24 protein-coding genes and 1 pseudogene are annotated in these 25,194 nt (G+C 70.1%); 8 read left to right on the top strand and 17 right to left on the bottom strand.

Features of this window, described 5'->3' with window-relative positions:
- Positions 1–78 precede the first annotated feature (78 nt).
- Positions 79–285 (top strand): annotated as a pseudogene (locus VGL85_RS14425) (TetR/AcrR family transcriptional regulator); the annotation flags it as partial.
- A 126-nt stretch (positions 286–411) separates the two neighbouring features.
- On the top strand, positions 412–1,509 hold the full coding sequence (locus VGL85_RS14420; RefSeq protein ID WP_331589732.1) for a glycosyltransferase family 1 protein: 1,098 nt from the start codon (positions 412–414) through the stop codon (positions 1,507–1,509).
- Between the two features lie 12 nt (positions 1,510–1,521).
- On the opposite strand, the gene VGL85_RS14415 is transcribed toward VGL85_RS14420, so the two are convergent.
- Together VGL85_RS14415 and VGL85_RS14410 are read right to left on the bottom strand one after the other, a co-directional pair.
- Positions 1,522–2,145 carry a response regulator transcription factor gene (locus VGL85_RS14415; RefSeq protein WP_331589651.1) on the bottom strand — a complete coding sequence of 208 codons (624 nt, stop codon included), beginning with the start codon at positions 2,143–2,145 and terminating at the stop codon, positions 1,522–1,524.
- On the bottom strand, positions 2,142–3,506 hold the full coding sequence (locus VGL85_RS14410) for a histidine kinase (RefSeq protein WP_331589650.1): 1,365 nt from the start codon (positions 3,504–3,506) through the stop codon (positions 2,142–2,144). The genes VGL85_RS14415 and VGL85_RS14410 overlap by 4 nt, the downstream gene beginning before the upstream one ends.
- 77 nt (positions 3,507–3,583) lie before the next feature.
- On the opposite strand from VGL85_RS14410, the gene VGL85_RS14405 reads away from it, so the two are divergent.
- Positions 3,584–6,157, top strand: coding sequence for a TonB-dependent receptor (locus VGL85_RS14405; RefSeq protein ID WP_331589649.1), 2,574 nt, complete (start codon positions 3,584–3,586; stop codon positions 6,155–6,157).
- A 125-nt stretch (positions 6,158–6,282) separates the two neighbouring features.
- Here VGL85_RS14405 and pstB read toward each other — a convergent pair whose 3' ends face one another.
- From pstB to VGL85_RS14365, 8 genes are all read right to left on the bottom strand, one after another.
- Entirely contained in the window at positions 6,283–7,101 is an 819-nt protein-coding gene (gene pstB / locus VGL85_RS14400) for a phosphate ABC transporter ATP-binding protein PstB (RefSeq protein WP_331589648.1), read from the bottom strand.
- Complete coding sequence (gene pstA, locus VGL85_RS14395) at positions 7,098–7,952, bottom strand: phosphate ABC transporter permease PstA (RefSeq protein WP_331589647.1); 855 nt, start codon at positions 7,950–7,952, stop codon at positions 7,098–7,100. The genes pstB and pstA overlap by 4 nt, the downstream gene beginning before the upstream one ends.
- Positions 7,949–8,920, bottom strand: coding sequence for a phosphate ABC transporter permease subunit PstC (pstC, locus tag VGL85_RS14390; RefSeq protein WP_331589646.1), 972 nt, complete (start codon positions 8,918–8,920; stop codon positions 7,949–7,951). Before pstC ends, pstA begins: the two co-directional genes overlap by 4 nt.
- A gap of 80 nt (positions 8,921–9,000) precedes the next feature.
- Complete coding sequence (gene pstS, locus VGL85_RS14385) at positions 9,001–10,053, bottom strand: phosphate ABC transporter substrate-binding protein PstS (RefSeq protein WP_331589645.1); 1,053 nt, start codon at positions 10,051–10,053, stop codon at positions 9,001–9,003.
- A 253-nt stretch (positions 10,054–10,306) separates the two neighbouring features.
- Entirely contained in the window at positions 10,307–11,128 is an 822-nt protein-coding gene (gene phnE, locus VGL85_RS14380) for a phosphonate ABC transporter, permease protein PhnE (RefSeq protein ID WP_331589644.1), read from the bottom strand.
- A complete protein-coding gene (gene phnD / locus VGL85_RS14375) occupies positions 11,128–12,150 on the bottom strand; it encodes a phosphate/phosphite/phosphonate ABC transporter substrate-binding protein (protein ID WP_331589643.1) in 1,023 nt (340 codons plus the stop codon). The genes phnE and phnD overlap by 1 nt, the downstream gene beginning before the upstream one ends.
- A complete protein-coding gene (gene phnC / locus VGL85_RS14370; protein WP_331589642.1) occupies positions 12,147–12,941 on the bottom strand; it encodes a phosphonate ABC transporter ATP-binding protein in 795 nt (264 codons plus the stop codon). The genes phnD and phnC overlap by 4 nt, the downstream gene beginning before the upstream one ends.
- A gap of 117 nt (positions 12,942–13,058) precedes the next feature.
- Positions 13,059–14,633, bottom strand: coding sequence for a tetratricopeptide repeat-containing glycosyltransferase family protein (locus tag VGL85_RS14365; protein ID WP_331589641.1), 1,575 nt, complete (start codon positions 14,631–14,633; stop codon positions 13,059–13,061).
- A 204-nt stretch (positions 14,634–14,837) separates the two neighbouring features.
- On the opposite strand from VGL85_RS14365, the gene VGL85_RS14360 reads away from it, so the two are divergent.
- Complete coding sequence (locus tag VGL85_RS14360) at positions 14,838–16,118, top strand: type III PLP-dependent enzyme (protein ID WP_331589640.1); 1,281 nt, start codon at positions 14,838–14,840, stop codon at positions 16,116–16,118.
- Between the two features lie 183 nt (positions 16,119–16,301).
- Positions 16,302–17,357 (top strand): 1,9-bis(guanidino)-5-aza-nonane synthase, encoded by a 1,056-nt coding sequence (locus tag VGL85_RS14355; RefSeq protein ID WP_331589639.1) that lies wholly within the window; start codon positions 16,302–16,304, stop codon positions 17,355–17,357.
- A 159-nt stretch (positions 17,358–17,516) separates the two neighbouring features.
- Here VGL85_RS14355 and VGL85_RS14350 read toward each other — a convergent pair whose 3' ends face one another.
- Genes VGL85_RS14350 through VGL85_RS14340 form a run of 3 tightly spaced genes read right to left on the bottom strand, consistent with a single transcriptional unit; the run spans position 17,517 to position 18,802 of the window.
- The gene (locus VGL85_RS14350) at positions 17,517–17,966 is read right to left on the bottom strand and encodes an SHOCT-like domain-containing protein (RefSeq protein ID WP_331589638.1); all 450 of its coding nucleotides are present in this window, start codon (positions 17,964–17,966) and stop codon (positions 17,517–17,519) included.
- An 11-nt stretch (positions 17,967–17,977) separates the two neighbouring features.
- Positions 17,978–18,424 (bottom strand): hypothetical protein, encoded by a 447-nt coding sequence (locus VGL85_RS14345; RefSeq protein ID WP_331589637.1) that lies wholly within the window; start codon positions 18,422–18,424, stop codon positions 17,978–17,980.
- Complete coding sequence (locus VGL85_RS14340) at positions 18,425–18,802, bottom strand: DUF2089 domain-containing protein (protein WP_331589636.1); 378 nt, start codon at positions 18,800–18,802, stop codon at positions 18,425–18,427.
- Between the two features lie 137 nt (positions 18,803–18,939).
- Between VGL85_RS14340 and VGL85_RS14335 the strand changes: the two genes are divergently transcribed.
- Positions 18,940–19,782, top strand: a complete 843-nt coding sequence (locus VGL85_RS14335) for a phosphatase PAP2 family protein (RefSeq protein WP_331589635.1) — start codon at positions 18,940–18,942, stop codon at positions 19,780–19,782.
- A gap of 43 nt (positions 19,783–19,825) precedes the next feature.
- Here VGL85_RS14335 and VGL85_RS14330 read toward each other — a convergent pair whose 3' ends face one another.
- Positions 19,826–20,614, bottom strand: coding sequence for a molybdopterin-binding protein (locus tag VGL85_RS14330; protein WP_331589634.1), 789 nt, complete (start codon positions 20,612–20,614; stop codon positions 19,826–19,828).
- Positions 20,611–21,465: a cytochrome b/b6 domain-containing protein gene (locus VGL85_RS14325; protein ID WP_331589633.1), complete on the bottom strand. Its 855-nt coding sequence runs from the start codon at positions 21,463–21,465 to the stop codon at positions 20,611–20,613. The genes VGL85_RS14330 and VGL85_RS14325 overlap by 4 nt, the downstream gene beginning before the upstream one ends.
- 153 nt (positions 21,466–21,618) lie before the next feature.
- Here VGL85_RS14325 and VGL85_RS14320 point away from each other — a divergent pair, with 153 nt between their 5' ends.
- Positions 21,619–22,536 (top strand): thioesterase family protein, encoded by a 918-nt coding sequence (locus tag VGL85_RS14320; protein ID WP_331589632.1) that lies wholly within the window; start codon positions 21,619–21,621, stop codon positions 22,534–22,536.
- On the opposite strand, the gene VGL85_RS14315 is transcribed toward VGL85_RS14320, so the two are convergent.
- On the bottom strand, positions 22,533–23,405 hold the full coding sequence (locus tag VGL85_RS14315) for an alpha/beta hydrolase (protein ID WP_331589631.1): 873 nt from the start codon (positions 23,403–23,405) through the stop codon (positions 22,533–22,535). The two genes, VGL85_RS14320 and VGL85_RS14315, sit on opposite strands and share 4 nt — an antisense overlap.
- A 54-nt stretch (positions 23,406–23,459) precedes the next feature.
- Here VGL85_RS14315 and VGL85_RS14310 point away from each other — a divergent pair, with 54 nt between their 5' ends.
- Complete coding sequence (locus tag VGL85_RS14310) at positions 23,460–23,891, top strand: DUF488 domain-containing protein (RefSeq protein ID WP_331589630.1); 432 nt, start codon at positions 23,460–23,462, stop codon at positions 23,889–23,891.
- 7 nt (positions 23,892–23,898) lie between these two features.
- Here the strand turns inward: VGL85_RS14310 and VGL85_RS14305 are convergent, their stop codons facing one another.
- On the bottom strand, positions 23,899–25,113 hold the full coding sequence (locus VGL85_RS14305; RefSeq protein ID WP_331589629.1) for a pentapeptide repeat-containing protein: 1,215 nt from the start codon (positions 25,111–25,113) through the stop codon (positions 23,899–23,901).
- Positions 25,114–25,194 lie beyond the last annotated feature (81 nt).

Here is a 25,194-nt window from a genome sequence, read left to right as displayed (position 1 = left end):
CTTCAGAAAATCTCGTGGCAGCGCGACTGCCACCTCGCCGGTTGACAGGATATCGATGTTCGTGACAGTTCGCCTGCCATGAAGACGCCCGCGCCTGCCCCGAACCCGCGCGAGACGCCCAATCTGAGGGATCGGCAGCGCGAGGAGACCCGCGAGCAGATCCTGCGCGCGGTCGGCCACCAGCTCGAACAGGGGCCGCTGGAGGACCTCTCCTTCGCGGAGATCGCCAAGGACGCCAAGGTCGGCGAGCGCACGGTCTACCGCTACTTCCCCACCAAGGAGGCCCTGCTGGGCGCCTTCTGGTCGTGGATGCAGAGCCAGGCGATGGTCCCGCCGCCCAAACCGCGGGCGGCGCGGATCCTGCCGCGCATCCGCGAGGCGATCACCGCGCCACACGACGCCGGCCGGCCGATGCGCATCCTGCTGGCCAGCGACGCCTGGGAGCCGCAGGTCAACGGCGTGGTCCGCACCCTGACCCGCGTGGTCAAGGAGCTGAAGGACATGGGCCACCAGGTCGAGGTGATCAGCCCCGACCAGTTCAAGACCTTCCCGCTGCCCACCTATGGCGAGATCAAGGTGGCGATCGGCGTCTACGAGCCGGTGCAGGAGCGCTTCAAGGCCTTCGAGCCGGAGGCGATCCACATCGCCACCGAAGGCCCGATCGGCCTGGCCGCGCGGCGCATCTGCGTGGAATGGAAGCTGCCCTTCACCACCAGCTACCACACCCGTTTCCCGGAATATGTCTCGGCCCGCCTGCCGCTGCCGCTGGCCGCCGGCTACGCCTACATGAAGTGGTTCCACAAGCCGTCGGGGCGGCTGATGGTGGCCACGCCCACCATGCGCGACGAGCTGGCGCAGCACGGCTTCCGCAATATCTCCTCCTGGTCGCGCGGCGTGGACACCGAGGCCTTCCACCCGCGCCGGCAGGACGAGCCGGACGCCTTCGCCCACCTGGCCAAGCCGATCTTCCTCTATGTGGGCCGCGTGGCGGTGGAGAAGAACATCGAGGCCTTCCTGGGCCTCGACCTGCCGGGGACCAAGGTGGTGGTCGGCCCCGGTCCGCAGCTCGACGAGCTGAAGGCCAAATATCCACGGGCGGTGTTCACCGGCTCGAAGTCCGGCGCGGCCCTGACGGCGGCCTTCAACTCGGCCGACGTCTTCGTCTTCCCCTCGCTCACCGACACCTTCGGCCTAGTGATCCTGGAGGCCATGGCCTCGGGGACGCCGGTGGCGGCCTATCCGGCGCCTGGGCCCATCGACATCATCCCGGGCTCCGGCGCCGGCGCGCTCGCCTCAAGCGCCACCGAGGGCCTGCGCGAGGCCTGTCTGGAGGCCCTGGCGCTGGACCGCAAGCAGGTGCGCGCCTTCGCCGAGAAGTTCTCCTGGCGCGCCTGCGCGGAAGATTTCGTGCGCAACCTGCAGCCCTATCCCGAACCCGAGAAGACCCGCTTCTGGCGCCGGCTGCGGCGACTGGCCCGGGTGCGCCGCCGGCGGCCCGAAGCGGCGTAAAGGCGTGCGGTCCTAGTCCACCGGCTCGGTGAGCTCGACGGCCAGGCGGATCAGCTCTGCGGTGCGCGAGACCCCCAGCCTTTCCTTCAACAGGGTGCAGCTGTTGGCGGCGGTCTTGTAGGCCACGCCCAGGGCGGCGGCGATCTCGGCCAGGCTCCTGCCGGCGGCCAGCAGGCGCAGGATCTCCAGGTCGCGCGGCGTGAGCGCATCGAGCTGGGCCGCGCCGCCGGTCCCGAGCGCGATGGCCTGGGCGACCTTGGCCTCCACATAGCCCTCGCCGCGGGCGACGGCGCGGACCGCCGCGGCGATCTCGGCCGGAGCGGCGGCCTTGCTGACATAGCCCTTGGCCCCGGCTTTCAGCGCGCGCGAAGCATAGAGCGGCTCGGCGTGCATGGAGAGCACCAGCACGCGAACCGCCGGGTCCTCGCGCAGCAGCCGCGCCAGGATCTCCAGCCCGCCGAGATCCGGCAGGTTGAGGTCGAGGATCACCAGCGACGGCCGCTCGGCGCGCGCGACCGCGAGCGCGTCGCGGCCGCTGGCGGCCTCCAGGACCTGGCCCAAGTCCAGGTCGGCCAACAGCCGCCGCAGCCCGTCGCGGACGATGGCGTGGTCGTCGACCAGCAGCACCTTGCTCACGCAGCGACCTCCAGACCCTTCAGCGGCGCGCGCGCCGTCACCGTCCAGCCCTGGCCCGCGCCGGGATCGACCACCAGCTCGCCGCCCAGGGCCGCCAGCCGCTCGCGCATGCCGATCAGCCCGAAGCGCGGCCGCTGGCCGGTGCGCGCGACCGCCGCGCCGTTGTCGGCCACGCGAAGGACGGCGACCTGGTCTGCGCCCACCGAAACCTGCAGCGCGATGCGGCTGGGCGCGCCATGGCGCACGGCGTTGCTCAGCGCCTCCTGGGCGATCCGGTAGAAGGCCTCGCGCAGGCCAAGACCCAGCGCCGCGTCATCCAGGTCCAGCGAGAGCTCGAAGGCGATATCCGGCCGGCGCGCCCGCCAGAAGGCCACCAGATCCTCCACCGCCGACGACAGGCCGAACTCCACGGCCCGCAGCGGCCGCAGGCGGCGCAGCATGTCGCTGACCTGGGTCTGCATGTGCGCCACCGCCGCCTCGATCAGCGCCACGCGCGCCGGGATCGCGGCGCGGGCCTTGGCCGGCTGCGCGGCCAGGTCGCGGACCGCGGCGGCGTCGATGTTCACCGCGAACAGATAGGGCCCGATCTCGTCGTGCAGGTCGCGGGCGATCTCGGCGCGCTCCTCCTCCTGCACGGTGGCGAGCTGCTCGTGCAGCCGGCGGTTTTCGCGGTCGATGGCGTCGAGCTGGCCGGCCATGGCGTTGACGCCTGTGGCCAGGCGCTCCACCTCCGCCACGCCGGCGACCGGAGCGCGGGCCTCGAAGTCGCCGGCCCCGACCCGGGCCAGCACGCCGCTCACCGCCTCCAGCGGCGCCAGCGCGCGGCGGACGGTGCGGCGGATCAGCACCATGGCCAACACCGACAGCAGCCCCACGATCAGCAGGGCGTCGCGCAGTCCCGCCCAGACCTCGCTGATCTCGTTGACCGGATTGGGCTCCAGCCGGACCGGGCCCACCAGGCGAGTGGGCGCACGCGGGTCGATCAGCCGGACGAACCAGGCGGGCGGCGGGTCGGACGGCCTGTCCGGCCGCGAAGCCAGGCGGGCCGCGCCCGACCCGTCCAGCCAGACCGCGCGCACGTGGCGATTGCCGTCGAACATCCGCACCGCCCGGCTCAGCACCGCATCCGGCGCGCTGGAGGCCTGGGCGTCCTGCAGGCCGGTGCGCGCGGCCTGGGCGGCGCTGGCCATGGCCGAGGCCAGTTCGGCGTCCACCGAGCGGCGCGCGTCCCACACCAGGGCGAGCGCGCCCACCGCCAGGCTGGCGGCCAAGGCGGCGAAGGCGGCCGCCATCACCTGCCCCGGCAAGGTGCCGCGCACCGATCGGGAAGTTTTCCCGATGAAGTCGGGAAGTGGCGCCATTGCCGCCCTTCAGGCCCTTCGATACCGCAGTTTCAAAAGCTTCCGAGGCAAAAGACCACGGGCAGGGGATGAAGGAAATGGGCGTTCAAGGTCGCAGCCGTCCCGGCATGCCGACCCGCTTGCGCTACGGCGCGCTGGGTCTGGCGCTGGCGATCGCGCCCGCCGCGGCCCGTGCGGCGGACGAGGCCGCGCCCGGCCCGTCGGTCAGTCCCCTGGTGGTGGTGGGCACGCCGCTCGACGACACCGGAACGCCCCTGTCGCGAACGCCGGCCAACGCGCAGACCATAGATGCGCGTGCCCCCGGCCAGCAGGGGGCCGCCAACCTGGCCGACCTGCTGAACGGCAACCTCGGGTCGGTGACCGTCAGCGGCGGGACCGGCAACCCCTATCAGAACGACGTCAACTACCGCGGCTTCCAGGCCACCTCCCTGCTCGGCGCGCCGGTCGGCCTGGCGGTCTATTTCGACGGCGTGCGCGTCAACGAACCCTTCGGCTCGATCGTCAACTGGGACCTCGTTCCCATGAACGCGATCTCGACCGTCAACGTCCAGCCGGGCTCAAGCCCGATCTTCGGCCTGAACGCGCTGGGCGGCGCGCTAGTGGTGAACACCCGCACCGGCCAGGACAGCCCTGGCGTCACCGTCAGCCTGCTCGGCGGATCGTTCGGCCGGCGCGCCGCGACCTTCGAAGCCGGCGGCGCGAACGCCGCTTCGGGCGCCGATTTCTTCCTGGCCGGCAATTGGGACAAGGAGGACGGTTTCCGGGATTTCTCGGGCTCTGAGGTTAAGCAGCTGTTCGGAAAGCTCCGCTGGCGGGGACCGGGCGACAAGACGCTTGTCGAGCTTTCCGGCGCGCTGGCCGACACGAGGCTCGCCGGCACCCAAGCCCTGCCGCTCGACATGCTGTCGAACCCCAAATCGGCCTACACGGCGCCGGATTCGATCTTGAACCGCATGCGCCTGGACACCCTGAAGGCCAGCCACTGGGTCGATGAGGCGAACCTGCTGACCGGCCAGGTCTTCTACCGCCAGTCCAACGCCAGGAGCCTGAACAGCAACGCCGAGCTGGACGACGGCTGCTTCAACGACGACGGCTCGCTGGCGACCACGGCCACGGGCGCCTTCAAGTGCGCGAACGCCGCGCCCAACGGAACCGCGGTCAATTCGATCACCGGCGCCAATGCGCTGGCCCTGGGCTATGGGCGGTGGACCAGCACCATCAACTCAAGCCTGGTCACCTCGGACCTGCGCCAGAGCACCGTGGGCGCCTCGGCCCAGTGGGCGAGCGCCACGCCGCTGATGGGCCACAAGAACAGCTTCGTGCTCGGCGGCAGCTTCGACCGCTCGACCATCCGCTACGGTCAGGACACCCTGCTGGCGCGGCTGATCGACTTCCAGACCATCGTCATCCCGGACCAGGAGTACGGCTTCACCGCCAACGGCCTGCCCCCCTCGGCGACCAACCGGCCGGCCTTCACCGGCAGCAACATCCTGTCGTCGGTGGCCCTGAGCGCGCGGGTGAAGGAGGCCAGCGTCTTCCTCACCGACACCTTCGACGTGACCGGCACCCTGAGCGTCACCCTGTCCGGCAGCTATGAGTACACCTCGCTCGACCAGCGCGGCCAGAACAGCCAGTTCCTGAACGACGACGGCGGCTTCTCCTTCACCGACGCGGTGAGCGGCGTCACCTTCTACGATCCGGCCTATTCGGCGGCCTTCAAGTTCTCCAACACCGGGACCGGGGCTGCGACGACCCCCAACGGCGCGCCGGCGGGCGCCGTGGCGGGCCCGGACACCAGCAGCCTGGACGGCGCGCACCGCTACCAGCGGTTCAACCCGCGGATCGGCTTCAACTACAATCCGGGCAAGGCGATCGGCGTCTTCGGCGACTACAGCGAATCCATGCGCGCGCCGACCTCCATCGAGCTCAGCTGCGCCGACCCCAACAGCCCCTGTTCCCTGCCGACCGGGTTCAACGGCGACCCCGACCTCAAGGCGGTGACCGCGCGGACCTTCGAACTGGGCGCGCGCGGGACGCTGTTCGACAGGGTCGCCTGGAACGCGGCGGTCTACGACTCGCGCCTGCGCAACGACATCCAGTTCATCGCCACCTCGACCAGCCAGGGCTTCTTTTCCAACGTCGGCGACACCGAGCGGCGCGGCGTCGACCTGGGCGCCCGGACCCAGGTGGGCAAGCTGTCGCTCTCGGCCAACTATGGCTACGTCGAGGCCGACTACCGCTCGCCCTTCACGACCCCATCGGGCCAGGACGTGGTGAGCGGCGACCGGATCCCCGGCATCCCGAGCAGCAGCTTCAAGCTGCGGGCCGGCTATGCGGTGAGCGACGATTTCCGCATCGGCGCCGCGCTGATCGCCGTCGCCGACCAGTACGCGCACGGCAACGAGAGCAACAGCGACCCCACCGGCAAGGTCCCCGGCTATGCGGTGGTGAACCTCGACGCCCAGTATCGCATCGGCAAGCGCCTCACCCTGTCGCTCGATGTCGACAACCTGTTCGACAGGAAATACGCAACCTACGGCCTGTCGGGGACCAACAGCATCTACACCCTGGCGCTGGAGCAGTTCCGCACGCCCGCGCCGCCGCGCGGGGCCTGGGTGAAAGTCGCCTACGCCTTCGGCGGCCAGCCCTGACGCACAACGGCCCTAGACCCTGATGGGTTCAGGTCGAAGCGACCTGAACGCTGAATCAGGGTCTACACGTTTGAATCTAGACCCTGATTCAGCGGTCAGGTGATTCCACCTGACCTCATCGTGCTCTAGCCGAAGCGGCCGGTGATGTAGTCGGAGGTGCGCTTGGTGGCGGGCCGCGTGAACAGCTCGTCGGTCGGCCCGAACTCCACCAGTTCGCCCAGGTACATGAAGCCGGTGTAGTCGGAGACCCGCGCCGCCTGGCCCAGGTTGTGGGTGACGATGACGATGGTGTGGTCGGCCTTCAGCTGGGTCACCGTCTCCTCCAGCTTGGCGCTGGAGATCGGGTCGAGGGCGGAGGTCGGCTCGTCGAGCAGCAGCACCTCGGGGCGCACCGCCACGCCGCGCGCCACGCACAGCCGCTGCTGCTGGCCGCCGGAGAGGCCGAGGCCGGGCGCGGAGAGCTTGTCCTTCACCTCATCCCACAGGGCCGCGCGGGTCAGGCTTTCCTCGACGCGGGCGTCCATGTCGGCCTTGCCCAGGTTCTCGTAGAGCCGCACCCCGAAGGCCACGTTGTCGTAGATGCTCATCGGAAACGGCGTCGGTTTCTGGAACACCATGCCGACCCGGGCGCGCAGGCGGGCCAGGTCGACGCGCGGGCCCAGGATGTTCTCGCCGTCCAGGATGATCTCGCCCTCGGCCCGCTGGCCGGGATACAGCGCGTACATGCGGTTCAGCGTGCGCAGCAGGGTGGACTTGCCGCAGCCGGAGGGGCCGATCAGCGCGGTGGCCTTGTTGCGCGCGATGGGCATGGAGACGCCCTTCAGCGAGTGGGTCTTGCCGTAGAAGAAGTTGAGCCCCCGGACGTCGACCTTCACCTGCGCGCGGTCGATGTCGGCGATGCTCGTCTCGAACTCTTCCACGGCCGCCGGATTGAGGGTGTTCATGAGCGTCGTTGCTCCTGGGCGACGATACGCGCCACGACGGTGACGGCCAAGACGGTGGCCGCGATGAGGAGGGCGCCGGCCCAGGCGAGCTTGCGCCAGTCGTCATAGGCGCTGAGCGCGTAGTTGAAGATCACCACCGGCAGGTTGGCGGTCTGCTGGCGAAGGTCGAACCAGGGCTTGTTGAAGAACTGGTTGTTCAGCGCGGTGAACAGCAGCGGCGCGGTCTCCCCGCTGATCCGGGCAAAGGCCAAGAGCGCGCCGGTGAGCAGTCCGCCGCGGGCCGAGCGCCACAGCACCTGGCGGATCACATAGGAAAGCGGCGCGCCCAGGCCGACGCCGGCTTCGCGCAGGGTGGTGGGTTGCAGCAGCAGCACGTCCTCGGTGGTCCGGGTGATCACCGGCACCGCCAGCAGGGCCAGCGCCACCGACCCCGCGAAGCCCGAAAAGCCGTGGAAAGGCGCGACCAGCAACTCGTAGATGAACAGGCCCACCAGGATCGAAGGCGCCGAGAGCAGCACGTCGTTCAGGAAGCGGACCACCGCACCGTAGCGCGAGCGGCCGCCGTATTCGGCGAGCCAGGTGCCGGCCAAGATGCCGACGGTGAGCGCGATCACCATGGCCAGCAGGCACATCTCGATGGAGCCCACGATGGCGTTGGCCAGGCCGCCGGGCGAGCCGGGGGCCGGCGTCTCCTTGACGAAGACTTTGGGGTTCAGGCCGCCGAGGCCCTGCACCAGCAGCGACCACAGGATGGCGGCCAGCGCCACCAGGGCGAGCGCGGTGACCAGGACGCAGAAGACCTTGAAGGCGATGTCGCCGACGCGGCGGCGGGCCAGCTTGGCGGCGCTCACAGCTTGGCTCCCTGCTGGCGCAGCATCAGGCGCGCGAGGCCGAGCACCACGAAGGTGATCAGGAACAGCACCAGGCCCAGCGAGATCAGCGCCGCGGTGTGCACCGGGCTGGTGGCCTCGGTGAACTCGTTGGCGATGGTGGACGCGATGGTCGAGCCGCTATCGAACAGCGACTTGGGGAAGGCGTGCGAATTGCCGATGATGAAGGTGACCGCCATGGTCTCGCCGAGCGCGCGGCCCAGGCCCAGCATCACCGCGCCAATGGCGCCCTGGCGGACGTAGGGAAGCGTCACCGACAGCACCACCTCGGCGGTGGTCGCCCCCAGGCCATAGGCGCTTTCGCGCACCGCGGCGGGCACGGTCAGCAGCAGCTCGCGCAGGGTGGCGGCCATGAACGGCAGGATCATGATCGCCAAGATGATCGAGGCCGGCAGGATGCCGGAGCCGTTGGGGATGCCGGTGGTCAGCGCCTCAAGCAGCGAGCCCGGCTTGGCGGCCGACATCAGCGGCAGCTGGATCCAGCGGGCGAACAGCGGGGCGAAGACGAACAGGCCCCACATGCCGTAGACGATGGACGGGATGCCGGCCAAGAGCTCCACCGCCGTGCCGATCGGCCGGCGCAGCGGCGCGGGGCATAGCTCGGTCAGGAAGAAGGCCACGCCGCCGGCCACCGGCAAGGCCAGGATGAGCGCCAGCGCGGCGGTGATTACCGTGCCGACGATCGGCCCGGCCGCGCCATAGACGTCGGTCACCGGGTTCCAGGCGGAGCTCCACAGGAAGCCGACACCGAACTTCGAAAGCGCCGGCCAGCCACCGATGATCAGGGAGACGATGATGCCGCCGAGCGAGGCCAGCAGCAGGGTGGCGGCGGCGAAACACAGGCCCTCGAACAGCTGGCCGATCAGCGCCCCGCGCGGGGCGGACCGGCGGCGGCCCGGGGCGGCGGCGGGGAGCGTGGTTTCAGACATCTCGCGGGATCTGGCGTACTCTTGAGGAGCCTGCGCCCCGCCGCGGGCTGGCCGCTGCGGGGCGCCGCAAACGCTCGGGCCTACTTGTAGACCGGCTTGCCGTCCGGACCCACGACCTTGGACCAGGACTTGCGGATGAGCGCCTTCACATTGGCCGGCAGCGGCACATAGAACAGCTTGTCGGCGTCGCCGTCGCCGTTCTTGTAGCACCAGTCGAAGAAGCTCAGGACTTCCTTGGCCTTGGCCGCGTCGGCCTGCTTGGCGTGCATCAGGATGAAGGTGGCGCCGGTGATCGGCCACGCATTGGCGCCCGGCTGGTCGAGCAGCAGCAGGTAGAAGCCCGGGGCGCTGGTCCACTTGGCGTTGGCGGCGGCGGCCTTGAAGCTGGCCGCGGTCGGCGCGATGAACTGGCCGGCCTTGTCCTGCATGAGCGCGTAGGTCATCGAATTCTGCGCGGCGTAGATGTACTCGACGTAGCCGATCGAGCCGGGCGTCTGCTTCACGAAGGCGGCGACGCCGTCATTGCCCTTGCCGCCCTGGCCGACGGGCCAGGCGACGCTGTCGTTGGCGCCCACTTCCTTGGCCCAGTGCTCGGCCTGCAGGCTGAGGAAGCTGGTGAACAGGAAGGTGGTGCCCGAGCCGTCCGAGCGGTGGATGACGGTGATCGGCAGGTTCGGCAGCTTTACGCCCGGGTTGGTCCGGGCCAGCAGCGGGTCGTCCCACTTCTTGATCACGCCGCGGTAGATGTCGGCGAGCTGGGCGCCGGTGAGCTTGAGCTGGCCCGGCTTGAAGCCCGGCAGGTTCATCACCGGGACGATTCCGCCGACTACGGTCGGGAACATCACCAGGCCGTTGGCGGCCTGCTCTTCCGGCTTCAGCGGCTTGTCGCTGGCGCCGAAGTCGACGGTGTTGGCCTCGATCTGCTTGATGCCGCCGCCGGAGCCGATCGGCTGGTAGTTCAGCGTGGTCTGGGTCTGGGCCTTATAGGCCTCCGCCCATTTGGCGTAGACCGGCGCCGGGAAAGTCGCGCCCGCGCCCGACATCGCACCCGCCGCGACGGCCTGCGTGGCCGCGCCGGCGATAAGGGCCGCGCCCAGAGCCGCGCCAACAGCCGCCCCCAGAGTCTTCAACATGCTTTTCTCCTGAAGAAGAGCGCCCCATCCATGCCGCTCTTTGGCGTCCGGCTTAGCGCCGCGCGACGACAGTTTGGTGACACCGCAAGGCGTGGCCGTTGTCACATAAGGCTCACCCGCGCGTCGGCGGGCTGTCACAAACCGGGCCTACAGCTTGGGCTTGAGACGTCCCTCTCGCGGCGACCCCCGCAATCCTCCGACGCCGTCGCGCACCCTGCGGCGGCGTTCTTTTCTTTGGGCGCGGACCGGCGCTTCAGAGCAGGCGCGAGCGCATCAACTGGGAGAGGATGTCGATCAGCGTCACCGCCACGATGATCACGATGATGATCACCGACAGGTGCTGGTAGTCGAAGGCGTTCAGGGTCTCGAACAAGAGCTGGCCGATGCCGCCGGCCCCGATCAGGCCCAGCACCGTGGCCGAGCGCGCGTTGGATTCGAACCGATACAGCGCATAGGAGGTCCAGTGCGGGGCCACCTGCGGGATGACGCCCCAGACGACCTCGTGCAGCCGCGTGGCGCCGGTGGCGCGAACGCCTTCCACCGGGGCGCGGTCGATGGCCTCCACGGCCTCGGAGAACAGCTTGGCCAGCACGCCGCCGGTGTTGATGGCGATGGCCATGACGCCGGCGAAGGGGCCCAGGCCCACGGCCACGATGAACAGGGTGCCGATCACCAGGTCGGGGATGGCCCGCAGCAGGTTCATCAGCACCCGCAGCGGCTGCTGCAGCCAGACCGGCGAAATGTTGCGCGCGCAGGCCAGGCCGAAGGGGATCGCGATCAGCACCGCGAGCGCGGTGCCCCACATGGCGATCTGGATCGTCAGCCACATCTGGCCGACGTAGAGCCGCCAGATGTCGAAGTTCGGGTGCATCAGTTCGCCGCCGTACTCGCGCATGTTCTGCGAGTTGGCGAAGAGCTTGCCGATCTTCTCCATCTCCACCGGCTTGACGGCGATCAGCAGCAGCACCAGGACCACGCCCCAGACCAGCAGGTCGGGCGCGCGCTGAGCGATCGAACGGTGCGGCGGCAGCGGGATGTCCGCGGTGGTCGGCCCGGAGAGCGAAGCCGGCGCCATCAGGGATTCGGCTCCTTGGCGCGCCGCGCCTCGGCGGCGGCGTGGACCTTGTCGTAGGCGGCCTGGGCGGCAGCGATCTTGGCCGCGTCACCGGTGTGGCGCGCCTCGCCCAGCGCCTCGGACGCCTGCATCTCGCGGATCGGGTCGAGGTAGCTGTCATCGGCCGGGCGGAAGCCGCCATAGGCCATCTTCTTCAGCACTTCGCGTTGCCGGTCGGCCTCGGGGCCGGTCCCGGTCCCGTAGGTCAGGAAGAACTGGCGCATCTTCTCCTTGATCGCCGGGTCGAGGTCCTTGCGCGCGACGATCGAGCTTTCGGGGAGCGGCGGCGAGGTCCACAGGATGTCGAGGCTGTTGGCCTTCGCCGGGTTCTCGCGCTTGAAGAACAGGATGCCCACGGTGTTGTTGGTGGCCACGTCCAGCACCCCGTTGGCGACCGCGGCGCTGTTGGCCTGGTGGCTCGACGAGCGCACGGTCTTGAAGCACTTGGTGGGCTCGATCCCCTTCGGCGTGAAGAGGTAGGCCATGGGCGCGAGCGTGCCGGAGGTCGACTGGGCGTCGGCCATGCCGAAGGAGTATTTCCCCCCGCAGGCCAGCACCTTGTCCAGCGTGATGCCGCTGCCCTTCTTGGCGATCAGCACCGAGGCGTAGGTGGCGTCGCCGCCGGCGTCGATGATGCGGCCCATCACCTCGCCGCCAGAGCGCTCCACCGCGTCCAGCGCCGGCAGGGCCGAGAACCAGCCCACCTGCACCTGCTTGAAGCGCATGGCCTCGATCAGGGAGGCGTAGTTGGAGACGTAGCGGGCGGTGACCTTCACGCCGATCCGGGTCGACATGTCGTCCAACAGCGGCTGCCAGATCGGGCCCATGGACGCCTGGTTCTCGGCCGGCAGGATGCCGAAGACGATCTCCTTGGGCGCTTCGCCCGTGGCGGCTTTCTTGGGCGAGCAGGCGTTGAGGCCAAGAGCGCCGGCGGCAAGGATCGCAGCGATCCCGAGGGCGCCGAGCAGGCGGCGGCGGATCATTTCGGAACTCCTTCCCAGAAGACGTCTTCGAATTCCGGACCGTAGATGTCGATGAGCTGCTTGGTCTCGATCTTGTCGGCGGGGCCGTCATAGACGATGTGGCCGGCCTTCAGCGCCACCACCCGGTCGCAGTAGCGGAGCGCATAGTCCACCTGGTGCAGGGTGACGAGGACGGTGAGCCCGTCGGCCTTGTTGAGATCGCGCAGGCTTTCCATCACCCGGCGCGCCGAAACCGGGTCGAGGCTCGCCACCGGCTCGTCGGCGAGCACGATCTTGGCCTTCTGGACCAGGGCGCGGGCGATGGCCCCGCGCTGCTGCTGGCCGCCCGACAGGGTATTGGCCCGCTGGCCGGCGTAGTCGGCGACGCCGACCCGCGCCAGGGCCGCCATGGCCGCGGTCTTGGTCTCCGCCGGCCACAGCCCCAGGAGCCCGCGCCAGGTCCCGATCCGACCCAGCGAGCCCAGGGCGACATTGGTGAACAGCGACAGCCGGCCCACCAGGTTGAACTGCTGGGCGATGAAGCCGATGCGGGTGCGCACCCTGCGCACGTCGGCGCCGATGCGGCCGTTTTCCTGCACCGGGCCGCCGAAGGCCTCGATGCGGCCCTCGCCACCGTCGATGGTCTGCAGGCCGGAAATCGAGCGCAGCAGGGTGGACTTGCCCGAGCCCGACGGGCCGATCAGCGCGATCATCTCGCCCTTGGCGACGTCCAGCGACACCCCGTCCAAGGCCCGGCGCGCGCCGAAGGTCTTGGAGGCCTTGCGGATCGAGAGGACAGCGGCGTCGGGCATAGGCGGCTTAGGATTCCCCGTCTGGGGCGCGCGGAAGGAGGCGCCGCGCCGCCTGTCCTTTGCCCCCTGCGCTTCATGGCACGGCCGCCCGCGTCCGGTCTAGCGCGACCGGCGAGCTCAGCCGGCCAGCGTCGAAAGTTCCGCCGCCAACGCCGCCAGCGGCGCGGACCAGTCGCCGCGCGCGGCCTGGCGCAACAGGCGCGCGGTCGGATACCAGGCGCTGTCTTGCCCCGCGACGCCCCAGCGCCAGTCCGGGTCGAAAGGGACGAGGATCCGCACCGGCCGCGCCAACGCGCCGGCCAGGTGGGCCACGCCGGTGTCGACGCTGACCACCAGGTCCATGAGCTCGCACAGCGCGGCGGTGTCGGCGATGTCCGTGAGCTGGTCGGCCCAGACGGCGACGCCGCGCGCCTCAGCCGCCGCGCGGTCGTCGGCGGAGATTTCCTTCTGGAGCAGATGCAGCTCGAGCCCTTTCGGCGCGGCGGCCAGCAGGCGCTCCAGGCCCACGCTGCGCAGGTGATCGGCGCGGTGGGTCGGGCTGCCGCTCGCCACCAGGCCCACACGGGGCCGCGACGCCGGCCCCAGCCGTTCGCGCCAGGCGGCGCGCCGCGCCGCCGGCGCCGCCAGATAGGGGAAGGCCTGGTCGGCCGGCGGGGCGAAGGCGCCAAGCGCCAGCGGCAGGCTCATCAGCGGGCATTGGAGATCGGTGGCCGGCAGGGCCGTCCCGCGCGTCACGACCTGTTCCACGCCCTCCACCGAGCCGAACAGCGCGGCCAGCGGGGCGAAGGCCTCCACCACCACTCGGCCGCCCAGCGCCGCGACCCTGGGCGCGAAGCGAATGAACTGGATGCAATCGCCCATCCCCTGTTCGCAGTGCAACAGGATGCTGCGGCCCGCGAGCGGCGCCTCGCCCAGCCAGGGCGGGGCAGCTAGGGCGCGCGGCCGGGTTTCGGGCGCGTCCCTGCGCCAGCGCCATTCGTATTCGCGCCAGCCGGCCTCGAAGTTCCCCATCGAAAGGTTCAGCAGGCTGCGGTTCCAGTGGGCGTCGACCGAGGCGGGATCCAACGCCAGGGCCTCGGCATAGCGCGCCAGGGCGTCCTCGCGCCGCCCCAAGTCCTGCAGCACATTGGCCAGGTTGGTGTGGGCGGGCGCGAGACGCCCGTCGAGCGCCAGGGCCTTCTCCAGGTTCACGAGCGCCGCTTCCGGTCGCCCCAGGTCTCGCTGCACATTGGCCAGGTTCAGCCAAACCACCGCATCGTCGGGCGTCAGCGCCGCGGCCGCCTCCAGCGCCGCCAGGGCTTCGGCTGCCCGGCCCAGGCGCAGCAGGGCGTTGCCGCGGTTGTTCAGCGCCGGCGCGAAATTGGGCAGGAGCGCGATCGCGGCGTCGGCGCTCGCCAGCGCGGCCTCGAACGCGCCGGCCTCGAAGCGGCAGACGCTCAGCACATTGTGCGCCAGCACATCCTGCGGGGTGGCCGTGACGGCCCGCTCGAGCAGCGGAAGCGCGCCCGCGAGATCGCCCTGCATGGCCCGGACGATCCCGAGCTCGCGGCTGACCGCCGGGTCGGCCTGGTCCAGCGCGTGCAGGCCCGCGAACAGCTCGGCCGCGTCGTCCAGCTTGCCCGCCTGCACCAGGCCGCGGCCAAGCTCGATGAGCTCCGCAATCTGGCGCGCCACGCCCTCATCGGTCGTCATGGCCGGCCTTCCGAGGCGAATCGTCGGCGGCCAGGCGCCGCCCCAGGCATCAAAGCCCGCCTTCGCCTGCGTCGAAAAGCCTGGATTCAATACTTTACATTGGGGTCCGATGTCCTTATGTGCCGCGGTTCCGGCGGACCCGATGTCCTCAAAAGCGCTGCTAACGCCGGATTGGGTTCAACAATCCGTTGGGGGTTGCGTGAGGTGCACGAACACCATACGCCCCTGGACCTGGTCCGTGAGCGGTCACCGGAGCGTCCCGTCGCCCTAGCGCGACCCGACGCAGTGGCCACCGCGGCGCGCTGGTTCCAGGATAAATTCAAGGGCGATGTCTTCTACGCCGTTAAGGCGAACCCTTCGCCGTGGGTCATCGAGACCCTGGCCGCGAACGGGGTGACGTCGTTCGACGTGGCTTCGATCCCCGAGATCGAGCTGGTCGCCGCCCATGCGCCGGGCGCGCGGATGGCCTTCATGCATCCGGTGAAGAGCCGCGCCGCGATCGCCCGCGCCTATCATGAGTACGGGGTGAAGACCTTCGCCCTCGACACCCACGAGGAGCTGGCCAAGATCCTCGAGGCCACCGACGGGGCCGGCGACCTGACCCTGATCGTCCGCCTGGCGGTGAGCGCGGAAGGCGCTGCCTATTCGCTCAGCGGCAAGTTCGGCGCCGACGCGCATGAGGCCCCGGCCCTGCTGCTGGCCGCGCGGCGCGCCACCGAGGGCCGCCTGGGCGTCTCGTTCCACGTCGGCAGCCAGTGCATGCGCCCGACCGCCTTCCAGGCCGCCATGGCCCAGGCGAGCCGCGCCATCGTGCGCGCCGGCGTCCTGGTCGACATCGTCGACGTGGGCGGCGGCTTCCCGAGCGTCTATCCGGGCATGCTGCCGCCGGACATGGCCGACTACATCGACTCGATCGACCGCGGCTTCGCCGAGATGATGGTCCACGAGGAGACCGAGCTGTGGTGCGAACCCGGCCGGGCGCTGGTGGCCGAAGCCTCCTCGATCCTGGTCAAGGTGGAGCTGAAGAAGGGCGACGCGCTCTATCTGAACGACGGCAGCTACGGCAGCCTGTTCGACGCGGCGCACACCAAGTGGCCCTTCCCGGTGAAGCTGTATCGCGGCGCGGAGACCGCCGACGACGGCGAGGCCCTGGAAGTGGAAGGCGCCCTGAAGCCCTTTCGTTTCTACGGGCCGACCTGCGACAGCCTCGACCACATGCCGGGCCCGTTCTGGCTGCCGGAGGACGTCCGCGAGGGCGACTACATCGAGATCGGCATGCTGGGCGCCTATGGGGTGGCGATGAACACCCGCTTCAACGGCTTCGGCGACGCCGAGACGGTGATCGTGGGCGATGCGCCGATGGCTTCGATGTTCGGCCTGGCCGAGCGCACCATCCGCCTGCCGCGCGAACAGGTGGACGAACGCAAGGTCGTCCGTTTCTCACGGCCCAAGGGCGCCGCCGGCAAGAAGCGCCGCAAGCGGTAGGGTATTGGGGCGGTAACACCGACACACCGCCGCCCTCGCCCGAGGGCGGATTCCTTAGGCGAAAATTCTCGGCCGTTTCACACGAAACGGCCGGGGGCGTGTTAAAGGCGCGGCCGGTCGCTCCGTCCCGGTCGCGTCTTTTCTATTGGACGGGCGATCACCCTCAGAAGGGAACTTTTGAAGATGAACGCTGACGTTCAGAAGTCGAACCGCAAGGCCGAGCTGCTGGCCAACACCGTCGAGCACGTGGCCATCGACCAGTACGACGCGCGCCCGGTCATCGACGCCATGCGCAAGATGAGCTTCACCAGCCGCGACACGGCGCGCGCCGCCGACATCTGGTCGATGAGCCTGGCCGACGCCGACTGCTCCACCTGGCTGACGCTGGCGGGTTCCACCTCGGCCGGCGGCTGCATGCACATCTACCGCGACATGCTGAAGTACGGGATGATCGATGTGGTGGTGTCGACCGGCGCCTCCATCGTCGACATGGATTTCTTCGAGGCCCTGGGCTTCAAGCACTATCAGGCCCAATCGAACGTCGACGACCGCGACCTGCGCGACCTCTACATCGACCGAATCTACGACACCTATATCGACGAGGAAGAGCTCCAGAACTGCGACGGCACGATCTACGCGATCTGCAAGGCGCTGGAGCCGCGTCCCTATTCGAGCCGCGAGTTCATCTGGGAGATGGGCAAATGGCTGGCGGCGGGCAACGCCAAGAAGCCGGGCTCGCTGATCCAGACGGCCTATGAGGAAGGCGTGCCGATCTTCTGCCCGGCCTTCACCGATTCATCGGCCGGCTTCGGCCTGGTGAAGCACCAGGTGGAGCGGATGAAGGCTAAGCAGCCCTACCTCACCATCGACGCCGTCGCCGACTTCCGCGAACTGACCGACATCAAGATCGCGGCCGGCGCCACGGGCCTGTTCATGGTCGGCGGCGGGGTGCCGAAGAACTTCGCCCAGGACACGGTGGTCTGCGCCGAGATCCTCGGCCACGAGGTCGCGATGCACAAATACGCCGTGCAGATCACCGTCGCCGACGTGCGCGACGGCGCCTGCTCGTCGTCCACGCTCAAGGAGGCCTGCTCCTGGGGCAAGGTCGACGTCACCTGGGAGCAGATGGTATTCGCCGAAGCCACCACAGTGGTGCCGCTGATCGCCTCCGACGCCTGGCACCGCGGGTCGCACAAGGCCCGCAAGAAGCGCCGCTGGGCCGAGCTGTTTGTGAAGTAGCGAGCCTTGGCTCCTCCCCTGTCGCACAGGCGACGGGGGAGGTGGATCGCGCCCGCGGCGCGAGACGGAGGGGGCATCAAGCGCCTCGTCGTTCCACCCCCCCCTCCGTCAGCTTCGCTGACACCTCCCCCGAACTCTTCGGTTCATGGGAGGAGCGAACTATTCGCAGAACACCCGGACCTTGGCGTCGTGGGAGTCCACGTCCACCGTCAGGTCGTCCAGGTGGCTGATCAGCTCCTCCAGGTTCTCCGGCTTGAGTTGGCCGATATCGAAGGGCACGCCGTTCTTGGCGAGCTCGGCGTTGACCTGGTCGCGCGCCTCGGCGGGGATCAGGCTGGAGAGCCGCACGCCGGCCCGCAGCAGGGCCATCGGCACGCGGATGTTCACCTTGGTGTTGTCCCCATGCACATCGGCGTCGACGGTCACCCGCAGGTACTTGGGCGCGGCGTTGCTGCGCAGCGGCGGCGGCGGCGAGCCGGCGGTGCTCGCGAAGCCGGCGGGCGGCGGCGTCTCGGTCCGGTCGAGCGCCGAGAGCAGGCGCTCGGCCTCGTCGGCGGTGATCTTCCCGTCAGAAAGCATCTGCAGGACGGAACGGCGATCGTTGCTCATGAGGGGGTCTCCTAGAAGATGCGGATGCTGACGAGGGCTTCGCGGCTGTCCACGTGGACCACCGTGCCGCCGAGGCTCAGCAGCACCCGGCCAAGGCCGATGACGGTCGCCAGCGGACGGGTGCGATAGGGTTGCGGGGTACAGACCCAGACGAGCGGCGCCAGCAGGAAGGCGAAGGGCGCCAGCAGCAGGAACAGCGCCGTCAGCGGCAGCCAGAGCCGGACCTTCACCTGGCGCGGCCGCCCGGCCGTCGGCGGCCCCGGAGGCGTCGACGGAATGGGTCCCAGCGACATGGACCGGGGCGGCGGCGGGACTGCGGCCCGGGTGCGCTGGGCGCGCGCCTCCATGGCCGCCAGGCCGAAGTGGCGCACCGCCCTCGGTACGGCGCTTCTGGGCCCAATGCCCCGTGGGGTCGTGGCCACCGCCGCCAGAGCCGCGGGTGACAAAGGCTCGGACATCTAGCGGCCCTCCAGTTCGGTGATCGCCTCGGCGGCGGTGATCTCGCCGCGGGCCAGGCGGGCCAGCACCTCGGCGCGGCCCGGTTCCGGATCGGTCTCGACGAACTCCAGGCCGCCGGCGATGCGGTTCAGCCGGGCCTTGATCGTCGGGTAGGAGACGCCGAACACCTGCTCCATCTCCTTGATCGAGCCGTGGCTGCGCACGAAGGCGGCCACGAACACCTGGTCCTCGGCGGAGAGCTGGGCCAGCCGCGGCAGTTCGAAGGCGCCCTCGATGGCCACGCCGCTGTCGGCCAGCCGCACCCGCTCCACGACGATCGGCCGCCCCCGGGTGAGTTCGCTCAGCGCCTGCCAGTCTTGGGTTTTCGTATCGGTCATGCCCTTCATATTCATTTTCTCAATGTAAAAGTCAATATTTTTAATTTCGGAGCGCATTCCGAGGGAAAATCCCGCACGCGGCATTGAATCGGCGGCCCGGCTCTGCGACACCGTTTGTGACAGCGAGGAGACGCAAGATGGCGTGGACGTTCGGGATGGCCGCCCCCAAGGCGGCTTGGGCCACAGTCGCCTTGGCGGGCGCGGCCTTGCTGACCATGGGGGCCGATCCGGCGCCCCGGCCCATCATGCCGCCGCAGCTCCAGCCCTACCTCGGCAAGGCCGCCCTGCCCGACACGCTCAAGATCCTGCCGCCGGCCCCCCAGGCGGGCGACATCCGCTATGAGACCGACCGCAAGATGTTCCTGAGCACCCGCAAGCTGAAGGACACGCCGCGCTGGGCCCTGGCGATCAACGACGACAACCTGTCGCCTCAGGCGATCATGAAGGACTTCAGCTGTGCGCTGGGCGTCCAGCTGACCGCGCAGAACGCGCCGAAGTTCACGTCGATGATCCCGCGGATCGGCCGTGACGCCTCGGTGGCCACCAACATGACCAAGGACGTCTGGAAGCGGCAGCGGCCGTTCACCATCGACAAGGGTCCGATCTGCATCGATCCCAACGGGCCGATCAAGGGCACCTACGACTATCCCTCGGGCCACAACACCTACAGCTGGGCCATCGGCCTGATCCTGGCGGAGCTCGCGCCCGACCGGGCGACGGAGATCCTCACCCGGGCCCGCGCCTACGGCGAAAGCCGCCTGGTCTGCGGGGTGCACAACATGAGCGCCGTGGAGACCGGCCGCACCAACGGCTCGATCGTGGTGGCCGCCCTGCATTCCTCGCCGGCGTTCCGCGCCGACCTGGAGACCGCGCGGACCGAGATCGCCGCGGCCCGCAAGGCCGGTCCCGCGCCCGACGCCGCCGCCTGCGCCAAGGAAGCCCCGCTGCTGGCCTCGCCCTACGGCAAGCCCGCGCCCTGATCCTCCTGGATCCCCGCCTGTGCGGGGATGAGTCGCTGCGCGCTCAAATCCCCGCGTACCACTCGTAGCCGCGGTCTTCCCAGAAGCCGCCGCCGCCCGCGTGCAGGTGGCTGTAGTCGGCCACCGCCTCGACGCGCTGGATGTACTTGGCCTGTTTGTAGCCGAGCTGTCGCTCGACGCGCAGGCGCAGCGGCGCGCCGTACGCCACCGGCAGGGCGCGATCGTTCATGGCGTAGGCCAGGATGGTCTGCGGGTGATGGGCGTCGATCAGGTCGATGCTTTCGTAGTAGCGCCCCTTGCCGTCCATCGGCCCGTCCAGGGTGTCGAAGCAGTGGAAGACGATGTAGCGGGCGTCGGGCTTCAGACCGGCCCTGTCGAGCAGCGGGCCCAGCCGCGCGCCGGTCCATTTGCCGATCGACGACCAGCCCTCCACGCAGTCATGGCGAGTGATCTGGGTGCGGCCGGGCAGGGCGCGCAGGTCGGCGAGGCTCAGCGACAGCGGCCGCTCCACCAGCCCGTCGACCACCAGGCGATAGCCGGCGAACCCGGTCTTCTTCAGCGCCAGGTAGTCGGGGTCCTGCGGGTCCGTGGAGCCGTTGGGTTTGAAGTCGGGCGAGATGTCCGCCGGCTGGAACTCCCGCGCCAGCGCCTTGCGGTCGACGAACAGCCGCTGCGCGCGGCGCGTCAGGCCTTCGGCGCTGGAGAGGACCCGGTTCCCGGTCGGGCTGTTGTTGATCCGGTCGCAGGCGGCCGTGGCCAGCGCGGCGCCGGACGCCAGGCCCGCCTGCAGCCAGCCGCGGCGGCTGACGCCCTTGGGATCCGGCGGGCTCATGCGGCGCTCCCGGCCGGCTTGGACGGCTCGTCCGGCACGATGGCGTAGCGGCCGGTGATCATCGAGCGGATGTTGTTCCAGGTTCCCGAGGCCACCACCATGAACAGGTGCAGCAGGATGAAGCCCACGATGGTCCAGGCGACGATGAAGTGGATCGAGCGGGCCGACTGCCGGCCGCCGAACAGATCGACCAGCCAGCGGAAGCCGGCGTCGAACCCCGGCGACATGCACAGGCCCGTCAGCACCATGGTCGGCAGCAGCACCAGTGCGACGGCGAGGTAGGCGCCCTTCTGCAGGACGTTGTAGTGGCGCGCCTCTTCGCCCTTGGGGAACTTCAGCTGCGCGTGGGTGACCACCTCATGCCAGAGGTTCTTGAGGGACAGGTCCTTGCGCGTCGGCAGGAGGTCCTTGGCGATATGGCCGCCGCCTAGCCCGGCCAGCCAATAGGTCAGCCCGTTCAGCACGAAGAGCCAGGCGAAGAAGAAATGCCAGTGGCGGGCGTCGGCGAGGTCGCGGCCCGACGGCACCGTGGCCCAAGCCGGGAAGGCCACCGGGACCCGCGAGCCCGCAGCGCCCGAATAGCCGAGGAGGCCGGTGGTGTTGAACTGCCAGGGGCCGAGCTGGGTGACGCCCAGCATGTTGTCGCCCCTGAGCATCGAGCTGATCGACAGCCACGGGTGGGCGAAGACCGCCTTCTGGCCCCAATAGAGCGCCGGATGGGCCCCGAAGATGTTGAGCCCGCTCATCAGCAGCAGGGTCAGCGCCAAGACGTTGATCCAGTGCGTCGCCCGGGTGAGGGCCGCATGGCGGTAGACGAGAACCGTTTTCGGGGCCGCCTTCGCCTTGGCCATCGTTCCGCGCCGCTCCTTCCCCCGGCCTCGCGGGCCGCCGACCGCTCCTAGGTCTCATGGAACCAGTTCGGATGCGAGCCCCGAAGGTTACCGCCGGCTAGGCGCGGCCCGCGGGCGCCCCTAGTCTCCGCCCACGGCGAACAGGGGGCGGCTTTGGGCGAAGCGGTCGAGGTCTGGCGGGGCAGCGTCGCCATGTGGGAATGCGACGCCATGGGTCACATGAACGTCGGCTTCTACGTGGCCAAGGCCATGGAGGGGCTGACCGGGCTGGCCGCCGAACTCGGCATGGCCGGCGCCTTCGCGCCCGACGCGCGGGCCACCCTGATGGTGCGCGAGCAGCATATCCGCTTCGTCCGCGAAGCCCGCCCCGGCGCGCCCCTGGTCATGACCGCCGGCGTCGTGGAGATCGGCGAATGTGAGGCGCGGCTGATCTTCCTGCTGCGCCACCGCACGGGGGAGCTCGCCGCCAGCTTCCAGATCCTCGTCGCCCACATCACGGCGAGCGACGCCCGGGCTTTCCCCTGGCCGGCGCGAATCCGCGCGCGGGCCGACGTCCTGACGCTCGATGTCCCGGTGGAAGCGGCGCCCCGCTCGCTCAACCTGGAGCCGGTCGAGAGCCAGGCCAGCCTGGCGCGCGCCGAGGCCCTGGGCCTGCCCCGCACCGCCCTGGGCGCGGTGCGGGGCGGCGACTGCGACGCCTTCGGCCGCCTGTGCGCCGAGTTGGTGATGGCGCGGCTGTCGGACGGGGTCCCACACCTGCTCGACGGCAAGCGCCAGGCCGCGGACACCCACGGCGCGCGGGCCGGCGGCGCAGCCTTGGAATACCGTCTGATCCACCTGGCCTGGCCGCGGGCCGGCGACCGGGTGGAGCTGCGCTCGGGGCCGTCCGGCGTCGACGCCCGCTTCCGGCGATGGGTCCACTGGCTGGTCGATCCGCAAAGCGGCCGGCCCTGGTGCGCCGCCGAGTCGATCGCCGTCTCCTTCGACCTGGAGACCCGCAAGCTGATCACCCTCAGCGACGAGGCCCTGTCCGAGGCCAAGGCCCAGGTGGTGCCGGGCCTCTCGCTCTAGAGGGCGACGCAGGCCCGCAGGGTCTCGCGCACCCGTTCGGGTCGTTCCATCGGCAGGAAATGGCTGGCGCCGGGCAGGGTCTCCACGGTGATCCGGCCGGTGGCGGCGAGCTCCGCCTCATGGCCCTCCAGCCGGAACGTCGAGGCCTCGGCGGCGCGCAGGATGCGGATCGGGCATCGGCTTTGCTGGAAGGCCGCCCAAGGGTCGTAGTTGTGGGTGCGGAAGTTGGACGCCTCCCACTCCGGGCGGCAGGTCAGGGTCACGCCGCCGTCCGCCGTCTCGCGGAAGCCGGCGGCCACATAGTCCTCGAGCTGGTCCTCGGACCAGGTCCGGAAGGCGCCGCGGCCGCGATAGGCTTCCAGCACCGCCGCCCGGCTCGGGAAGTTCGCGCGGCGGCGAAGGGCGCCGGCGACCAGGGGCGAGTCCTCCACCGACAGGCCCGGCGGCATGGGGCCGAAGGTCACCGGATCGAACAGGGCGAGCGCACCCACGCGATGCGGCTCCGCCGCCGCGGCCAGCAGGCTGGAGGTGCCGCCCATGGAATGGCCGCCCAGCACCACCGGCGCCTCGCAGGCCGCCGCCAGCAGGGCCAGGAGGTCGTCGCGGAACTCCATCCAGCCGTCGCGGCCCTCGATCACCGTGGGCAGGGTCGTGGCGGCGTGGCCGCGCAGGTCGATGGCCAGGACGCGCAGGTCCGCCGCCAGAGGCTGAAGGATGCTGCGGTAGGTGCGGGCGTTGAAGCCGTTGGCGTGGGAGAAGACGACATCGATCGGCCGCTCCACGGGCCCGAACTCCAGCGCCGCCATGGCGCCGCCGCGGCTGGGCAGCGGAATCGTCCGCTCACGCGGCGCGTCTGGACTGGAACTCATCGCAACTCCCGACCTAGGCTCCCCATATAGCCGGGTGGAACCGGAGGAGAAGAGATGAAGCTGGCGACCATCGGCTATGAGGCGGACACCCAGGCCGGCGTGATCGAGCGGCTGAAGGCCGCCAAGGTGGAAACGGTGATCGACGTGCGCGCCATCGCCGCCTCGCGCCGGGCCGGGTTTTCCAAGACCCTGCTGTCGGCCAGCCTGAACGCGGCCGGCATTGGCTATGTGCATCTGCGCGAACTGGGCACGCCCAAGCCCGGTCGCATCGCGGCGCGCGCCGGCCGGGTGGCCGAGATGCACAAGATCTTCAACGCCCACCTGGCTGAGCCGGGCGCCCAGCTGGGACTCGCCAAGGCCGCGGAGATGGCGAAGGAGAAGAAGGTCGCCCTGCTCTGCCTGGAAGCCGACCACGACGCCTGCCACCGGTCGATCGTCGCCGATCGGATCTGCGAGGCGATCGGCTGCGAGATCGAGAAGCTCTAGGCGCGGGTCAGACTTCCAGCTCGGCGTCGGTGAGGTCGCAGCCCGCCAGGTTCGCGCCGTTCATGTCGGCTTCCAGGAAGCGGGCGCGGTGGGCGTGGGCCCCGCGCAGGTCGGCGCCGCGCAGCACCGCGCGGGTGAAGTCGGTGCGCACGAAACGGTTGTCGCCGATGGTCAGCGGCCCGAGCTTGGCGCCGCGCAGGTCGGAACGGGTGAAGGAGGCGCCGGAAAGCTTGGCGCCGCGCAGGTCGGCGTCGCGCAGGTCGCAGCCGCGGAAGTCGGCGCCCGACAGGTCCGCGCCCTGCAGCTGCACGCCCTGCAGGTCGAGGCCGAAGAACACCCCGTCGCGGGCGACCAGCGCGGTGAGCCTGCGCCCCTTGAGCGTCTTCACGGGCCGGAAGTCGACCCCGTTCAGCGGGGTGACCCCGCCGCGGGCGCCGCCGGAGTCGCAATAGGATTCGTGGTCGGCCAGCACCTGGTCCAATGGCCGCTCGTCCACATAGGTCACTTCCGGCGGGGCGCGCAGGACGTCGCTCATGTCCACATCGTCGAGGATGGCGTTCTCGAGGTTGGCGCCGGACAGCACCGCGCGCTTCATCGAGGCGCCGGAAAGGTCGGCCCCGGCCAGGTCGGCGCCGGTCAGGTCCGCGCCGTCCAGCACCGCGCGCGTGAGCTTCGCGCCGGCCATCTGGGCGCCGGAGAGATTGGCGTCGGTGAAGTCGCTCGACATGGCGACCGCGCCGGTCATCTGGGCGCCGGACAGGTTGGCGCCGGACAGGATGGCGTAGTTGAGCTCTCCCGGCCGATGCTCGTGGCGCAGGATGCGGAAGCCGTCCAGCTTGTCCTGCAGGGCGATGCGGCCCTCGCGCAGGTCGCAGCCGGGCAGCTCGGCGCCGGCCAGGTTCGCGCCGCGCAGGCAGGCGCCGCGCAGGTCGGCCTTGGTCAGGTTGGCGCGCCGCAGGTCCGCCTCGCGGATGTCGGCGCCGAACAGGATGCCGCGGGTCAGGTTGGCGCGGGCGAGCGTCGCGCCGTGGAAGTTCGCGCCCGCGAAGTCCGCCTCGCGCAGGTCCAGGCCTTCCAGGGTGCAGTTCGACAGGTCGGCGTAGGTGAGGCTCAGCCGCCGCCCGCCCGAGCGCCCGTTCAGGTAGCGCTGGTGCGCCTCGACCGCCTCGCGCAGCGCCTGGGCGTCGAGGGCCAAGTGGTGAGGTTGGGCTTGGGAGGGCATGGTCGACCTTTGGAGCGCCGGCAAAGTGCCCCGAACCGGCTTAAGGAACGGTTGCGCCGCCCACCCCGAATAGTTGGTTCG

This window comes from Phenylobacterium sp., from assembly GCF_036501465.1.
GTDB lineage: Bacteria > Pseudomonadota > Alphaproteobacteria > Caulobacterales > Caulobacteraceae > Phenylobacterium.
This window is presented reverse-complemented; position numbering and strand designations above follow the sequence as displayed.

Coding starts and splice junctions, on each gene's coding strand:
- VGL85_RS14310 (WP_331589630.1), top strand. CDS start 23,460: ATGAAGCTGGCGACCATCGGCTATGAGGCGGACACCCAGGCCGGCGTG.
- VGL85_RS14325 (WP_331589633.1), bottom strand. CDS start 21,465: ATGGCCAAGGCGAAGGCGGCCCCGAAAACGGTTCTCGTCTACCGCCAT.
- VGL85_RS14315 (WP_331589631.1), bottom strand. CDS start 23,405: ATGAGTTCCAGTCCAGACGCGCCGCGTGAGCGGACGATTCCGCTGCCC.
- VGL85_RS14340 (WP_331589636.1), bottom strand. CDS start 18,802: ATGACCGATACGAAAACCCAAGACTGGCAGGCGCTGAGCGAACTCACC.
- VGL85_RS14345 (WP_331589637.1), bottom strand. CDS start 18,424: ATGTCCGAGCCTTTGTCACCCGCGGCTCTGGCGGCGGTGGCCACGACC.
- VGL85_RS14420 (WP_331589732.1), top strand. CDS start 412: ATGCGCATCCTGCTGGCCAGCGACGCCTGGGAGCCGCAGGTCAACGGC.
- VGL85_RS14350 (WP_331589638.1), bottom strand. CDS start 17,966: ATGAGCAACGATCGCCGTTCCGTCCTGCAGATGCTTTCTGACGGGAAG.
- VGL85_RS14365 (WP_331589641.1), bottom strand. CDS start 14,633: ATGACGACCGATGAGGGCGTGGCGCGCCAGATTGCGGAGCTCATCGAG.
- VGL85_RS14410 (WP_331589650.1), bottom strand. CDS start 3,506: ATGGCGCCACTTCCCGACTTCATCGGGAAAACTTCCCGATCGGTGCGC.
- VGL85_RS14330 (WP_331589634.1), bottom strand. CDS start 20,614: ATGAGCCCGCCGGATCCCAAGGGCGTCAGCCGCCGCGGCTGGCTGCAG.
- phnD (WP_331589643.1), bottom strand. CDS start 12,150: ATGATCCGCCGCCGCCTGCTCGGCGCCCTCGGGATCGCTGCGATCCTT.
- VGL85_RS14405 (WP_331589649.1), top strand. CDS start 3,584: ATGGGCGTTCAAGGTCGCAGCCGTCCCGGCATGCCGACCCGCTTGCGC.
- phnE (WP_331589644.1), bottom strand. CDS start 11,128: ATGGCGCCGGCTTCGCTCTCCGGGCCGACCACCGCGGACATCCCGCTG.
- VGL85_RS14305 (WP_331589629.1), bottom strand. CDS start 25,113: ATGCCCTCCCAAGCCCAACCTCACCACTTGGCCCTCGACGCCCAGGCG.
- pstB (WP_331589648.1), bottom strand. CDS start 7,101: ATGAACACCCTCAATCCGGCGGCCGTGGAAGAGTTCGAGACGAGCATC.
- VGL85_RS14355 (WP_331589639.1), top strand. CDS start 16,302: ATGAACGCTGACGTTCAGAAGTCGAACCGCAAGGCCGAGCTGCTGGCC.
- pstS (WP_331589645.1), bottom strand. CDS start 10,053: ATGTTGAAGACTCTGGGGGCGGCTGTTGGCGCGGCTCTGGGCGCGGCC.
- pstC (WP_331589646.1), bottom strand. CDS start 8,920: ATGTCTGAAACCACGCTCCCCGCCGCCGCCCCGGGCCGCCGCCGGTCC.
- VGL85_RS14335 (WP_331589635.1), top strand. CDS start 18,940: ATGGCGTGGACGTTCGGGATGGCCGCCCCCAAGGCGGCTTGGGCCACA.
- phnC (WP_331589642.1), bottom strand. CDS start 12,941: ATGCCCGACGCCGCTGTCCTCTCGATCCGCAAGGCCTCCAAGACCTTC.